Genomic DNA, 14018 nt, shown 5'->3' with positions numbered 1-14018 from the left:
ATTATCAATGAACCACCTTCTGCTATGGTAAAGGCATTCAATGAGCTTCAAATAAGAAGATTTGGTGGTGCATTCCGGCGTGGCTTACGGATGCTTATACTTTTACTCTTTTTCACGTCTTGCAGTGACTTTAAACTATGGCGCAAACGCGACAAAGACTTTGACGGCGTAACTGATAAGAAAGATAGATGTCCAGATACGCCCCGTGATATGGCCGTAGATCCCAACGGCTGCCCGCTGGACAGCGACGGTGACGGCGTGCCGGACTATCAGGATCGTTGCCCTACCGAAAAAGGTCAGGCTACGCTAGAGGGGTGCTATGACCGCGACAACGATGGTGTACGCGACGCCGATGACAAATGTCCTGATGTTCCTGGCAAGCCCGAGCACAATGGTTGTGCAGATGCAGATAGCGACGGCATAATTGACCAGAACGACAAGTGTCCTGATACACCAGCCGGAGAGCAGGTTGATGGTAATGGCTGCCCACTGGTGCTGGATATGGATAGCGACGGCACGACTGATCAGAAAGATAAGTGCCCCGATACCCCAGCTGGTACACAGGTTGACGGTAATGGCTGTCCGATTGATGGCGACAGAGACGGCGTACCCGATGACCAAGACAGTTGCCCTGACCGTGCTGGTTTAGCCTTTAACAAGGGTTGCCCAGAGGGCAAAACCATAACGAAGAAGATACTGCAGAAAACCACGAAATATATCTACTTCGAGGTCAACAAGGCAATTCCGCCTCCAAAGTCGTTGCCTATAATCGAGAGCATTGCTGCCTTCATGGCCGAATCCCCAGAATATAGTGTGAGTATTGCTGCACATACTGACAACTTAGAAGGCAGCGGTGACCAAGGCTTAAAGCTTGCGCAGGAACGTGCAACTTTGACTAGGACCTACTTACTCAGTCAAGGTGTCCCGTCGGCCCGCATCGAGACTCGGATTTACGGTGCAACAAAGCCAATAGCGGATAATACTACCGCTGATGGTCAGGCCCTGAATCGCCGAGTAGATATCGACCTCTACCCTACGGGTGCGCCTAATGCTGCAGAATCAAAATATGGTCCGGCTCTATATGTTAGAGCGAGCACCTCGGGACAGTCAAATAGGTGCTTTGAAGAAGGATCGGCAGTTTATAATACGCCTCGTAAGATGGAGAAAGGGAAGTTGTATAATGTAGTGCTCAGCCTTGTGGCCGGAGTAGTTGACGGTCTGCAGTCACCCCAGCGGGGCACTTCGTCAGAGCGTCGGTTACCCAGCACCAAAATAACCTCGCACCATCTTGTTGTCAATTCTTATTTAGGAGTTCCAGTGGTTCCTGACGAAAGGAATATCATATTAGAACAGATAAAAATCACTCCGTTCATGAGCGTAGACCTTAGATCGGATAGTTCATATTTTCTCGTTACCCCTGAGGAGCCGCAAGTCTTCGTGAACGTTAAAAACGATACAATTCAGCAGAGAGTGTGGAGGGTAAAACCAATAAAGTCTGGTGAAAGACTACCCCTGAATTTCATCATTAAAGGCTCCTGTGATGATAGTAGTCTAAAAAACAGCAGGCCATTTTATAAAACTATTGAAGTCAACGTGATTGAGTCACCGAAACCTGTATCAGACCAAATCACTGACTTTATGGAATGGCTTAAGAAAAATTTACTGACCCTTGCAGCAATACTAGCCGCGTTATCAGGAATCTATGCCTGGTTCAAACGGGGGAGAACCGGCGAAATACAGCCTGATAAGTAAGCTTAGCAAGGACTAATTACTTGACTTAAAGCTTGGCTCTTTTTCTCTTGTATTCTGTAGCGTCAGGTCTAGGGAAGGTTGAGTGCCACTACTGCCGCAATAGGTAGCGCACTAATGGGAACCTTTTGCAGTAACTCAAAGATGGTTGGAGTTGATGCCGTGACGTTCGGCAAAGTGATGGGTGACGTCGCGGCCCCAGCGGTTGATGGCCTGCTGAGCTTCCAGGCTGAGCTGCTAGTCGGTGCTGGCCTTGCGTTGGGTGGCTTGCTGCATTTCGGCGCGCTGCTGCTTGGCTTCTTCGTTGGTGAGCAGGCCGTGGCGCTGCTTTTGGTTGATGGTCAGGCGCTGGCGCAGGTGCTCAGCATTAGGTTACTTGCTTCAGTTGGCGGATGGTTATGCCCTGCTGACTGGCACCCTGGGCCTTCTAGATGAGGTGAACCTCCTTGCAGTGGCTGCGTCCGACTATAGTTCGGTACAGCGCCGATTAACTGATTTTGATGCTTTTCCCCGTAAACGCGCTAGGGTGTCACGCATTACAGTGTTCTTGCCTCTCAGTTTTTGCAGTACTTATTGAAGTGCGGTAAGCTCTTACTCCTTTGAGTCCTTCCTACTTTGGTGGGCTTTCTGAAGCTGTGCCGGAAGGGTCGGCCGAGTGGCTGATGCTGCATGATGAGAGGCACAACCAGATGCCAAAAGCAGGTACTACGCCGCTCAATACGATGGATGTCGACCGGGGGCTGAAAGCGACGGCGGATAAAGCCAGGGAAGAGAGCGTAGCGTTCGTGCCGGCCACTGCCTACCCGAGGTCACGTAGCCTAGTGCAACTACATTGGGACTGACAATGGTCGCAGTTAAGGCAGGCATATACGATTAGCTTGTATATGATGCGAGCTATAACCAATAGCTGATAATAGACGAAGAGGCTTCCATTATTTCCTGATTAAAAAGGCCCTGAACTGAATAGGGCAGATTTCCCCTTTTTTGTTAATAGTACTACATTCGTTTTTTGCTGAGGTAGAGCTAGTTTAGGAGTATACTCTGGGATACTATCTCTTAATCAGTTTATGTATATTCAACTAGTAATGGCTGTTTTTGCTGTCTAGAACTACTGAAAATAGTGTGCAGCTTGCGCGGTGGAAATACTATTGTTTAAAAAGATTTATTTAAATAATTGAAAACGAAAATGAATATGTTACGTTTGCGGCAGAGTCAGTCATTGGCTTTTCCTTCCATCCACTCTAAATAAACTTCAGCATGGCCCTAGATTTCAGCCAATTCGAAGAAGTTCTCAAAGTTGCGAAAAGCAGCGAGGTCGTTAAAAAAGATTTGCGCAAGGCGCTTCGGGGCGTTTCCTCGGCTATTAACGCGCTGAATCAGGCCGTAGCCGATATGGAAACCGTATTGGCCGACGATTACGAGCCCGCTCCCAAGGTGCGTAAACCCCGTACCACCAATCCGAATGGAGCCAAGCGTGGCCGTAAGCCCAAGGCTGCTGCCGCAGAGTAATACGCCGACAGAAAACCGTGTTTTCTGGATTTTATAAAAAAAGGGCCACTTGCGGGCCCTTTTTTTATGGAACAGGTAGCTCCCCATTTTCACACTTACCGAATAACCAAACCGACGACAGCGTTCTGTTCGGCGGAAGTCAGGCCTGACTTCTGAATGCATAGGCAGATATATTTCGACGAGCAACTTGTGACGGTATGCTCTAATTCCGGGGAATGAATTCTAAATCAGGTAGGGTAGAGCACCAATTAAGTTGCGCAATTGGCGAGCGGAATTACCCATGCGGGGTAGGGATTAATTTGCGCTGTAAGGGCACCCCGCCGTGCTTCATGGTCAGGGGCCAGCAGCGGTGCGGTAGTTTGCCGACGAACTGCTACTTTGCCGCTGCAGGGTAGTTTTACCGTGAAATAAATACGCAAGCAATACGTGGTTTGGACGGAAGAGCAGGTTCGGGCCTTGGTACCCGATGCCGGAACGTTGAAACGGGGATTGGAGCTGGCCCGCCCGGCTCCGTGGCAAAACCTGGGGCAAACTCCCACAGCAGTTTGGGGGGAGTGCGCGGGCAGCGGCGCCCGGCCCTACCAAACCGCCATCGACCTGAGTGAGCCGGCCTTTAAGTGCTCCTGTCCGAGTCGGGTGTTCCCCTGCAAGCACGGCGTGGGCCTGCTGCTACTGGTAGTCCGCTCCCCGCAGCTGTTTGGTCCGCTGGCCGAGCCCGAATGGCTGACCGAGTGGCTGAGTAAGCGGCAAACCCGGCGGCCCCAGCCCCGCGAGGAAAGCGCGCCGCCCACGGTGGAGCCCGATGACACGGCCCGGCAAAAACGCGAAAGTCAGCGGCTGGAGCGAATGCAGCGCGGGGTGCAGGAGCTGGAAGTGTGGCTCATAGACGTGGTTCGTAATGGCCTGGCCCGGGTAGACCGCGCCCCCGACAGCTTCTGGGAGCAGCAGGCGGCCCGCCTGGTCGATGCGCAACTGCCGGGCCTGGCCGCCGTGGTGCGGGGCTTGGCGGCCCTGCGCTTTACCGGCCTGACCTGGCCCGAAACCATGCTGGCCCGGCTGGGGGAGCTATATGGGCTGCTGCAGGCCTTCCAGCGGCTGGCCCAGCTGCCGGCTACGGCGCAGCAGGAAGTACTGCAGCTGCTGGGGGTTACGCTTAAAAAAGATGAAATACTGGCCCAGCAGCCCGCCGTGGCGGATACCTGGCTCGTGGTGGGCCAGTACCGCTGGCAGGAAGAGCGTCTCACGGCCCGCCGCACCTGGCTGTGGGGCGTCCAGACCCGGCGCTATGCCCTGCTGCTGGAATATGCCTTTGGTGAACAGCCTTTTGCTACCACGCTGGTGCCCAATGGCCGGTACGAAGGCTCCCTGACGTTTTACCCGGGGCTGCAGCCGTTGCGGGCGGTGGGCGGCCCGCTGGTGTACGCCGGCGCCGGACCACGCGCCGCGCCGGCCGATGCCGCCCTGACGCCCAACCAGCTGCTGGCCCAGTATGCCGCCGTGCTCCGCCAGAACCCGTGGGTGCGGGAGTGGCCCGCGGTGCTGCGCGACCTGCTGCCCGTGCGCCTCGCCGACGAAACCTGGGCGCTGGAACACTCTCCGACGCGCCAACAGCTGGCCCTGCTGGGAGCCGATGGCTGGCAGTTGCTGGCGGCGGGTGGCGGCAGGCCTATGAGCTTCTTTGGGGAGTGGAACGGCCAGGACTTCCGCGTGTTAAGCTACTTTCCCGGCCCCCCAACGTCCTGACCATGACCGACGCTTCCCAAGCCTGGAGCCAGCTGATGCGCATTGCGCTGCTCGGCACGGGTCAAACCACTGAGGCTGTGCCGCAAATACCGGGCTTTACGCCTCCGGCCGCCCCCGAAGATACAACGGACCACCCCGAAAAACTGGTGCTGCTAACGGCCGCGGCCCTGGCCCTGGTGCGCAAAGCGGGCCGGCCGCTGCCCGTGCCAACGGAACGCCTGGTCCAGGGAGAGCCCGCCCCGGCCGAGCTTCTGCCCGCGTTGGGAGGCCAGGCCCAGGAGCACCTGGAGCTTCTGCTTGAGGCCCGGTTCAGCCACTTATTGCCCAACTATCTGCAGCAAATGGCCCGCCATGACCGTCGTGTGCCGCATCGGCTGCTAGTGCCACTGCTGGAACTAGCCCGCACCCAAGCCCAATTGGGGCCGCTGCTAAACCCGGTAATCGGGGAGCGGGGCCGGTGGCTGGCTGGCCTTAATCCAGCCTGGAGCCTACTGTCGGCGGCGGCTGAAACGGGTGAATTTGAGGAGGCAGAGTGGGAAACAGGCACCGTGCGGCAGCGTCACCAAATGGTGAGCGCGCTCCGGCGCCGGCAACCCGCCCGGGCCCGGGAACTGCTGACGGCGGCGCTACCCCAGGAACCAGCCAAGAACCAGGCGCAGCTGCTGGCAGCGCTAACCCTAAATCTAAGTTCGGCTGATGGTGCACTGCTGGAACAGTACCTAGCTTCAAAAAGCAAGGAAGTACGGCAGACTGTGCTGCCTTTGCTGGCTAAAATGCCGGACAGCCCCTTGGTGGAGCGCCTCTGGGCCCGAGCGGAGGCGCTGCTGCGCCTGGACGGAAAAGCTGGTAGCAAAAGGCTGGTGGTCACCTTGCCCGCTGACTGGGATAAATCCTGGCTGGCGGATGGCGTCGAGCAAAAGGATAGCCGCTTTGCGGGCGAGAAAGGGGCATGGCTGGGGCAAATGCTCAGCTTGATTCCTCCGGCTCGCTGGACCAAACACTGGCGGCTGAGCCCGGCGGAAATTCTGGCGCTAGCGGCCGGCTCCGACTGGGCTGCGGTGCTGCTGCGGGCCTGGTACGAAGCCTTGCTACTGCATCAGGCCGCCGACTGGGCATTGGCCTACGCCCAGGCGCAGTTCAGCAATGACAAGCTGCCGCTGCTGTCGGCTGGGCAGGCTGTGGACCTGCTGGGGGCCACCGGGCCCGTGCAGGAGCTGCTGCTCTCTGTCATGCCAACCGACCCCTTGCTGCGTCAGCCCGCGGCCCGCTGGGAAACCTGGCTGCTAAGCCTGCCCGGTCCCTGGTCCGTGGCCCTGACGCACCGGGCTTTTGCCACTTTGGCCACTACGCTGCGGGCTGCGGGCGCCTCGTGGAACCACACGATGCAGACCCGAATGCAGCAACTGCTGCGCCACATGGAACAGGCTGTGCCGCCCGAGCAGTATGAATTTTGCGCCGGCGCAATGGAAGAGTTGCAGGCCCTGGATTACGCTAATTACTTAGCTTACAACCAGCTGCTCGAAACCCTGGATTTTCGCCGCCGCCTGGCGCAAGCCCTGACCGAGCCTGCCGACCCCGATTCCTGACCTTGCGTACCTTTCTGCCGCCTGCTGCTCTGCATTGGCAAGGCGGGCACCCTTTAAAAACTATTTCTTTTCCTGCTTTATGGCCCTGCCCACTGCTGATAATATTCTGCGCCCCCACGCCGAGGTGCAATACGCCGAAGAGCTAGCCGCCCTGGTAGCGGCCGACGACCGGCCTAAACCGCCCAATTGGCACCTCTCGCCCTGGGCCGTGGTAACCTACCTGCTGGGCGGCACACTCGACAACGGCTTTGAGATTGAGCCCAAGTACATTGGGCAGCGGCGACTGATGGAAATTGCCGTGGCTACCCTGGCCACCGACCGGGCGCTGCTGTTGCTGGGCGTGCCGGGAACGGCCAAAAGCTGGGTGAGTGAGCACCTGACGGCCGCCATCAGCGGCCACTCCAACCTGCTGATTCAGGGCACGGCCGGCACCTCGGAAGACGCCATCCGCTACTCCTGGAACTACGCCCGCCTGATTGCCGAAGGTCCCTCAGCTGGGGCCCTGGTGCCCTCGCCGCTGCTCAAGGGCATGCAGGAAGGCAGCCTGGTGCGCATTGAGGAGCTGACCCGCATTCCGGCCGATGTGCAGGATACGCTCATCACGGTGCTGTCGGAGAAAGTGCTTCCGGTGCCCGAGCTGGCTACCGAAGTGCAGGCCACGCGCGGCTTCAACGTTATTGCCACCGCCAACGACCGGGACAAAGGGGTAAACGAGCTCAGCAGCGCCCTGCGCCGCCGCTTCAACACGGTCGTGCTGCCCTTGCCGACGTCGGTAGCTGAGGAAGTGCAGATTGTGCAGAGCCGGGTCGAGAAAACCGGGCGGGCCCTGCAGCTGCCGCCCACCACGGCCGGCTTAGAGCAGATCAGCCGCCTGGTGACCATCTTCCGGGAGCTGCGCGGGGGCGTGACGGAAAACGGCAAAACCAAGCTCAAAAGCCCCAGCGGCACGCTCAGCACCGGCGAGGCCATTTCGGTGCTCAACAGTGGCCTGGCCCTTGCTGCCTATTTCGGCGACGGTACCCTACAGGCCGCCGACCTGGCCGCCGGCCTCACCGGAGCCGTGGTCAAGGACCCGGTGCAGGACCGCGTGGTGTGGCTCGAATACCTGGAAACCGTGGTGAAAGAGCGGGAAGGGTGGAAGGACTTGTACCGGGCCTGCCGGGAGGTAGTGGAGTAGTCTGTCGAATGAGGTACTACCTGTTATTCGGGCTGCTGCTGTTACACCTAAGCGCGCTGGGTCAGGCGCGCAAGAAACCGCCGCGGCGGCCCCCACCGTCTTATGGGGGCTACAAAGATATGGTGGTGCTGGACAGCACGATCTGGGCCCTGGGCATAATGGGCACCCTGAGTTTGAGTAGCTGCATCACTCGTTTCGAAGACTTTCAGGCCAGGCACGTGTTTCACAGTAATTATCAAGAAAACTACCGGACCATAGGCTACGACAATACGCCCCGTGGCGAAGACATCCGGGCAATAGCCTACAGCAGCGCCGAGCAGCGGCTGTACTATTATTCCGACCACGGAATATTCCGGGCCAAGTCCGCCACCGATCTTGCCAAGGCCGGGGCCTGGCAACTGGTGTGCGCTCCGGATGGGTTTTCAGGGCAGAATTACCCCAGCAGAGGAAGTGAAATGGGCTTCACAGCCGACAATAAATTGGTATTTCTGGCCCAAAGCAGTGCCATTGGCATTTGGGATGGGCACGTTCTTCGTCTTATCCCTTGATTATACCGGCCTAGCGGGCCGTAACATTTTTTCGATGACCTTCCCCGCATTGCTTGCCCGCCTCGACGCCCTGCTCCAGCAGCGCCGCCCGGCATATTACGCCACGCTCAACCCACCCGCTACGGCGGCCGAGCTGGCCGCGTTTGAGGCTGAGTTTGAATTGACCTTGCCGGCCGAGCTGCGCTGGTGGTTTGGCTGGCACAATGGGCAGCAGGGCTTCGAAAGCTTTGTGCAGAACAACTGCCTGCAATCCTTGGGCAGTGCCGCCGAAACCATGCGGGTAAACCTGGAACTGCTGGAGGCCGGGGATTTTGTGCCCAACTGGTGGCAGCCCGGCTGGGTGCCCTTCCTGGAAAACGGCGGCGGCGACCATGTCTGCGTGGATTTGGCCGGCACCTTCACCGGCCACGCCGGGCAGATCATGGAGCACTGGCACGACTGGGAAGCCCGCTCCGTGCTGTTTCCTGACCTGACGACCTGGCTCCAAGCCGTGGTGCAGGTCTACGAAACGGCCGGGGAAGGCGGGCAGGAGCTGACGGATGAGCACATGGAGGAAATAGAGCTGGAGCACCCAGCCAACTTTCCGAAGGATTTTGAGGCCGGCGACTAACTGCCCCGGCTATTTCGGCGAGTCGCCGGAGCTGGCTGCGGAAGGGCTGTTGCCGGCCGGTTTTTGTTTTACTTATTTATCCTGATCCTGGCCGTATGCCGCTACACTTTCTGACCGATTCCATCCTGGAAATTCCCGACTTTCTCTCGCCAGCCGAGTGCGCGGCGCTTATTGCGCGCAGTGAGCAACACGGCTTTGTCGAAGCCGGGGTGGGCCTGGCTACCGGGGCGCAGGTGATTAAATCCATCCGTAATAATTACCGGCTCGAATACAGCGACACCCAACTGGCCAATACCTTCTGGCAGCGCCTGCCGGCCGAGCTGCCCGCCGAAGCCGACGGGGCCACACCGGTCGGCCTGTACGACCAGTTCCGGTTTTACCGCTACGACGTGGGGGAGCGGTTCAACCGGCACCGGGACGGCAGCATCCAACTCAGGGAGCAAGTAGCCAGCCGGTGGACGTTTCTGCTGTACTTGAACGACGATTTCGAGGGCGGAGCTACCGAGTTTGATACTCTGACCGTAGCGCCCCGGCGGGGCTCTGCCCTGTGCTTTCGTCACGAGCTGCGCCACAAGGGCTGCCCCGTGACCCAGGGCCGCAAGTACGTGCTACGCACCGATATTCTGTACCGCAGCTGAACCCGAGCTTTTCCCCCAAACCTGTACCCTATGAGCCTAGAAGACGCTTTTCGCCGCGTAGAGAACTGGCTGGAGGTTCACGCCCCGCGCATTTTGCACGAGTCCCTGCAGTCGGGCGCTACCGAGCCCGAGCTGGCCGAGCTGGCGCAGGCCCTGGGCCAGCCGCTGCCCGCTGATTACCAGGACCTGTACCGCTGGCGCAACGGCCTGGATGAAGATGCCGACAACTTTGGCAACCTGTTCTACGGCCTGAGCTTTACGCCCCTGGCCCAGGTGCTAGCCACCCAGCAGGAGCGGCAAGCATCCGAACCCGTGCCGCTGGTTCATGCCCAGGCTGCGGTCAGGGCTGAGAATCTGTTCAACCCCGCCTGGCTGCAACTCGGTTTCGACTGCTCCCACTGCTGGCTTTACGTGGACCTGGACCCGGCCGTGGCGGGCCGCTACGGGCAGGTGATTTTCGTGGATGAGGAAAACGAAGCTGCCTTTCGCGTCGCCGAGTCCGTGGAAGCTCTGCTTGGCGAGTTTGCCGATGACCTGGAGCAGGGCCGTTACCAGCTGGAGCCCGAGGCTCTCGACGACGGCAACGAGTACCTAGACGCCGCCGAAAGCATTGACCTGGTGAATTGGTATCGCGCCGCTCGCTGGCAGAAAGTGTTGCCGCCTGCCGCTTATTAAATGGCCGAAAGACAGTTTGTAGTCTATTTCTCCAAATCTGAAAATAGCCTACACTACTGGCCGCTACTAGAAACCTACTACTGCCAAAAATCCCGGCCTCCAGGAAAAGGAAGCCGGAATTTTTCACAGTTGGAATAACGCTGCAACTACTCCAGAACCACTTTTTTGGTGGCTACTTCCTGGTTGGTTTTAATTTGCAGCGTATAAAGACCAGGCGCCAGGTTGCTCACGTCTACCTGGGCTTCGGTGCCCGCGGCCGTCAGGGGCAGGGTGCGGGTGAGCACCTGCTGGCCCAGCGTATTGAGCAGGGTAAGTGCGGCCGTGCGCTGGCCGGCAATGGCGGGCAGGGTCAGGGTGAAGCTCCGGTGCGCGGGGTTGGGATACACGTTCAGCGTGCCAGCACCAATGGCGTCTTTGCTGGCCAGAACGGTGCCCAGCGTAACGTCAACGGCCAGGCGCGTGTCCGACGTCGCGCTGATATCGGTCCAGGAGCCGGCCCCGGACAGGCGGTACAGGAAGGTGCCGCTACGCAGGGGCGTTTCCCGCTGGTAGCCGATCATCAGGTTGTTGGTCGTCGTGTTACTCAAGCCCACGAAGAAGGTGCCCTCCACGGGTATTTCCGGAATGGCAACAACATCAGCGCCCCCACTGATGGGCCGGGGCCGGGCGGGCGTAGCGTAAATTACCGTGCCGGGCATACCCCCCGGCGCGTCGGCCAGGAAGACCAGCAGCTGGTAGTTGCCGCCGCCGCCGCCAAAGAAATGAGTGGTGATACTGCGGATGGTAGCGGGCTTACTGGCTTCGTGGCGCACGGCAATGGTCGTGTTGGCCGCCGTAACGCCGGCTCCGTCCGCAAAGGTGTTGCCTACGTTGTAGCTCAGCGTAGCGGCCGAAACCACTTGCGCCATGGTCCGGGAATTGTTGGTTGCCAGTCCATCGGCGGGTACCGTCACCGTAAGCTGGTTGGTGCCGGAAGTAGCCGTCACGGGATAGGACGTGAAGGTAACCGTGGCGTAGTCGCCAACGGCCAGGGTTGGAATGGACTTGGTATCGGTGTAGGTAGTCGCCCCGCTGACGGTCAGCGTGACCGGCACGTTGGTAAGGGCTGCTCCGCCGTTATTGCGCACCACGGCCCGCACCGTAACCGGGGAGCTATAGGTGCCGGCGATAGTGCCCAGCGAGTAGATTGCCTGCACGGCCGCGTCGTTAGCGGGCAAGGTCGTCACGCAGATGCTGAAGTTCCCATCCACCACATCGCCGTCATAATAGGGGTAGTAGCGTACTTTATACGTAGTGCCCGGCGTGAGCGAAAGCAGCTTCAGGCTCTCGGTATTGTCGGCGGAAGCATCCGAGCAATCTACGCTGGTAAGCGAGCCGCAAGTGCCGCTGAGTACTTCCAGGACGCCGTCGAAGTCACCGGAGGTCGTGATGATGTGCGCCGTGGCAGTAGCGGTGAAGCTATACCACACGTCGGGGGCAGTAACGGTAAGCGTGCTGTTGCAGGTCGTAGGCGCCAGACTTTGCGTGGCACCCAATACTTTGCCATCGGTAGGCGTGCAGGTTGCGCCTGGGGTCAGCGTCACGGCCGTGGCGCACTCGTCGTTGGTGGGTGCGGTAGTAAACGTCTGCGTGATAAGCGGGGTAGTGCCGCCGGCCGAGCACAGGGGCTGCAGGGTCACGAGGTACTCGGTGCTGGGCAGCAGGTTGACCAGCGGCACCGGCGAGGTGGTGGGCGTCAGGGTGGTGATATTCGTGCTGTTCATGGCCGGGTAATAAGTAACCCGGTAGCTCGTGTTGCCGGCCCCGGCGGCAAAGTTCAGGCTAGCCGACGTAGCCGTGATACTGCCTACCGACACGGCCGTTGGGGCAATGCAGAGAATGACAGGCGTGCTCGTTACGCAAATCGTGAACGGGCCAACCTCGTCGCTCGAGTCGTAACCAGCCACCGACACGTAGTACGTAGTGCCGGGCGTAAGACCAGTCAGGTTCAGAGGAACCGAAACCGTGTTGCTGGCCCCGCCCGAGGCGCAGCTTATTTCCGTAAATGGACCGGCCGCCCCGGCGGCGCTGGAAAACACGCGGATGTAACCGGCGGCATTGCCCGTCACCCGGATGGTAGCGGCCGTGCTGCCGGTGCCGCTGGCGGCCGTCGTGAAGGTGTACCACACGTCCCGGGGTGCCGTAGCAATGCCGCAGGCCGTGTTCGGGTTTACGCCGTTGGTATAGCCGTTGGGCCGGGTGGTGGCCGTGTTGGCGTTGGTGCCGGTGGTAGGCGTGCAGGTAGCAGCCAGGGACAGCGCAATGGCGCCGGCTGGGTCGTCGTTGGCGGGCGGCGGCACGGGTACCGTTACGCAGATGCCAAACTGCCCTGTGGGCGTGCTGCTGTAGCCGAACACCCGCGCATACACGGTGCTGCCCGCCGTGAGGCCCCGGGCCGTGACGCTGGAAAACCGGTCGGAGCCGCCCACCGCGTCGTCGTTGCAGGCCACGGGAGTGAGGCTGCCGCAGGCCCCACTGTAGAGCTCAATGATAGAGTCGCTGAATGGGCTGCCGCTTACCGAGCTGGTTGTCACGGTCAGGCCGCCGCCGGTGGGCACCACGATGCTGTACCAGATGTCGTTGAGGACCGTACTGGCACACGACGAAGTGGGTACGCCCGTGCTGGTCGTAGCGCCCACGTTGCTGACCGTAGTAGGCGTGCAGGTGGCGCTGGGGGTAAGGGCAATGGCACCGCTGCAGTTGTCGTTGGCCGGAACTGCGGGCCGGGCCACGGCGCAGAGTCCGAAGCTGCCCGCCGGACTACCGGCGAAGCTGAACACCCGCGCGTAGATGGTGCTGCCCACGGGCAGGTTGGCAACGGTCGTGCTGGAAAAGCCGTCGGGGCCGGCATCGTCGCTGCAGGCCAGGGGTGTGAGGCTGCCGCAGCTGCCCGCGTAGAGCTCCAGAATAGAATCGACGAAGGGACTGCCGCTGACCTGGCTGGTCGTGACGATAACCCCGCCGCTGGCCGGTACCACGATGCTGTACCACACGTCGTTGGTAACGGTGCCCCCGCACGGCGAAGTAGGTGCCCCGGTGCTGGCTGTGGCCCCCAGGTTGGTCGTCGTCGTGGGCGTGCAGGTGGCCGTAATTGGCAGGGCAATGGCGCCCGCGCAGTCGTCGTTGGCGGGGGCCTGGGCCCAGGCTGCCGGAGCCAGCAGCAGGACGGTAGCCAGCGCCGCCAGCCGGGCCCGGACCTTACCGAAAAGCCTGGAGGTAGTTGCGTAGATTGTTGTGCTCATGCGTACGGGAAAGGCTGTGGATGAATCAGTTAAAAGAAGGATTGAGTGAATCGGCAAAGCAAAAAAGAGGCTGGTAGCAGCTAGAGCCAGGTTGCCTGAGCTGCCAAACGGGGCATTAAAGCCGGCCTGACTGCGCTTCTCTGGCCGGCACTCGGGCTGCCTTGCTCAACCGTTGGGGGCAGTTACAACAAGGCCTTTCGCCGGAACCGGTGCGGCGCGGGTACGGCTAGCAGGCCTGCCAAGTGCGGCAGGTAGCTTGGGTTATCAGGAAATGAGAGCGACCTGGCGGTGGGGAATAGGGCCAGGAGGAGCAGGACGCAGAGCAGGGAGAATTGCCAGCCGGGGTGGCCCGGGACCGACTTCGGCCGCAGTTGCTGCCCGGAGTCGGTAGCTACTGGCAACTGGCCAAGTAGCTGAGCATTTGTAATAGCCCAAAATTGGCGGGGAAAACCGCCGCCTGCATAACAACAAACAAACAGATGCTTATAATAATCAAACCAGC

11 protein-coding genes are annotated in these 14018 nt (G+C 59.8%); 10 read left to right on the top strand and 1 reads right to left on the bottom strand.

The features are described from left to right. The first annotated feature begins 24 nt into the window (after positions 1-24). The 10 genes from MUN80_RS18365 (at position 25) to MUN80_RS18320 (ending at position 10235) form a co-directional block, all read left to right on the top strand. Entirely contained in the window at positions 25-1752 is a 1728-nt protein-coding gene (locus tag MUN80_RS18365; RefSeq protein WP_244715022.1) for an OmpA family protein, read from the top strand. A gap of 141 nt (positions 1753-1893) precedes the next feature. Further along, positions 1894-2184, top strand: a complete 291-nt coding sequence (locus MUN80_RS18360; RefSeq protein WP_244715020.1) for a hypothetical protein — start codon at positions 1894-1896, stop codon at positions 2182-2184. An 822-nt stretch (positions 2185-3006) separates the two neighbouring features. Further along, positions 3007-3258, top strand: coding sequence for a hypothetical protein (locus tag MUN80_RS18355; RefSeq protein WP_244715018.1), 252 nt, complete (start codon positions 3007-3009; stop codon positions 3256-3258). Positions 3259-3684: 426 nt separating this feature from the next. After that, a complete protein-coding gene (locus tag MUN80_RS18350) occupies positions 3685-5001 on the top strand; it encodes an SWIM zinc finger family protein (RefSeq protein ID WP_244715016.1) in 1317 nt (438 codons plus the stop codon). 2 nt (positions 5002-5003) lie between these two features. After that, a complete protein-coding gene (locus MUN80_RS18345; protein ID WP_244715013.1) occupies positions 5004-6587 on the top strand; it encodes a DUF5691 domain-containing protein in 1584 nt (527 codons plus the stop codon). A gap of 79 nt (positions 6588-6666) precedes the next feature. Then, the gene (locus tag MUN80_RS18340; protein WP_244715011.1) at positions 6667-7764 is read left to right on the top strand and encodes an ATP-binding protein; all 1098 of its coding nucleotides are present in this window, start codon (positions 6667-6669) and stop codon (positions 7762-7764) included. An 8-nt stretch (positions 7765-7772) separates the two neighbouring features. Beyond that, on the top strand, positions 7773-8312 hold the full coding sequence (locus MUN80_RS18335) for a hypothetical protein (RefSeq protein ID WP_244715009.1): 540 nt from the start codon (positions 7773-7775) through the stop codon (positions 8310-8312). A gap of 34 nt (positions 8313-8346) precedes the next feature. Continuing rightward, the gene (locus tag MUN80_RS18330; protein WP_244715007.1) at positions 8347-8922 is read left to right on the top strand and encodes an SMI1/KNR4 family protein; all 576 of its coding nucleotides are present in this window, start codon (positions 8347-8349) and stop codon (positions 8920-8922) included. Positions 8923-9017: 95 nt separating this feature from the next. Next, positions 9018-9560: a prolyl hydroxylase family protein gene (locus MUN80_RS18325; protein ID WP_244715005.1), complete on the top strand. Its 543-nt coding sequence runs from the start codon at positions 9018-9020 to the stop codon at positions 9558-9560. A 30-nt stretch (positions 9561-9590) separates the two neighbouring features. Further along, positions 9591-10235: an SMI1/KNR4 family protein gene (locus MUN80_RS18320; protein WP_244715003.1), complete on the top strand. Its 645-nt coding sequence runs from the start codon at positions 9591-9593 to the stop codon at positions 10233-10235. A 146-nt stretch (positions 10236-10381) separates the two neighbouring features. On the opposite strand, the gene MUN80_RS18315 is transcribed toward MUN80_RS18320, so the two are convergent. Continuing rightward, entirely contained in the window at positions 10382-13516 is a 3135-nt protein-coding gene (locus MUN80_RS18315; RefSeq protein WP_244715001.1) for a T9SS type A sorting domain-containing protein, read from the bottom strand. Between the last annotated feature and the right edge of the window lie 502 nt (positions 13517-14018).

Source organism: Hymenobacter cellulosivorans, assembly GCF_022919135.1.
Taxonomy (GTDB): domain Bacteria; phylum Bacteroidota; class Bacteroidia; order Cytophagales; family Hymenobacteraceae; genus Hymenobacter; species Hymenobacter cellulosivorans.
This window is presented reverse-complemented; position numbering and strand designations above follow the sequence as displayed.

What these genes read in the sequence shown, in the direction of transcription:
- MUN80_RS18315 (WP_244715001.1), bottom strand. Translation starts at nt 13,516, where the DNA reads ATGAGCACAACAATCTACGCAACTACCTCCAGGCTTTTCGGTAAGGTC.
- MUN80_RS18340 (WP_244715011.1), top strand. Translation starts at nt 6,667, where the DNA reads ATGGCCCTGCCCACTGCTGATAATATTCTGCGCCCCCACGCCGAGGTG.
- MUN80_RS18365 (WP_244715022.1), top strand. Translation starts at nt 25, where the DNA reads ATGGTAAAGGCATTCAATGAGCTTCAAATAAGAAGATTTGGTGGTGCA.
- MUN80_RS18330 (WP_244715007.1), top strand. Translation starts at nt 8,347, where the DNA reads ATGACCTTCCCCGCATTGCTTGCCCGCCTCGACGCCCTGCTCCAGCAG.
- MUN80_RS18335 (WP_244715009.1), top strand. Translation starts at nt 7,773, where the DNA reads ATGAGGTACTACCTGTTATTCGGGCTGCTGCTGTTACACCTAAGCGCG.
- MUN80_RS18320 (WP_244715003.1), top strand. Translation starts at nt 9,591, where the DNA reads ATGAGCCTAGAAGACGCTTTTCGCCGCGTAGAGAACTGGCTGGAGGTT.
- MUN80_RS18360 (WP_244715020.1), top strand. Translation starts at nt 1,894, where the DNA reads ATGGTTGGAGTTGATGCCGTGACGTTCGGCAAAGTGATGGGTGACGTC.
- MUN80_RS18325 (WP_244715005.1), top strand. Translation starts at nt 9,018, where the DNA reads ATGCCGCTACACTTTCTGACCGATTCCATCCTGGAAATTCCCGACTTT.
- MUN80_RS18345 (WP_244715013.1), top strand. Translation starts at nt 5,004, where the DNA reads ATGACCGACGCTTCCCAAGCCTGGAGCCAGCTGATGCGCATTGCGCTG.
- MUN80_RS18355 (WP_244715018.1), top strand. Translation starts at nt 3,007, where the DNA reads ATGGCCCTAGATTTCAGCCAATTCGAAGAAGTTCTCAAAGTTGCGAAA.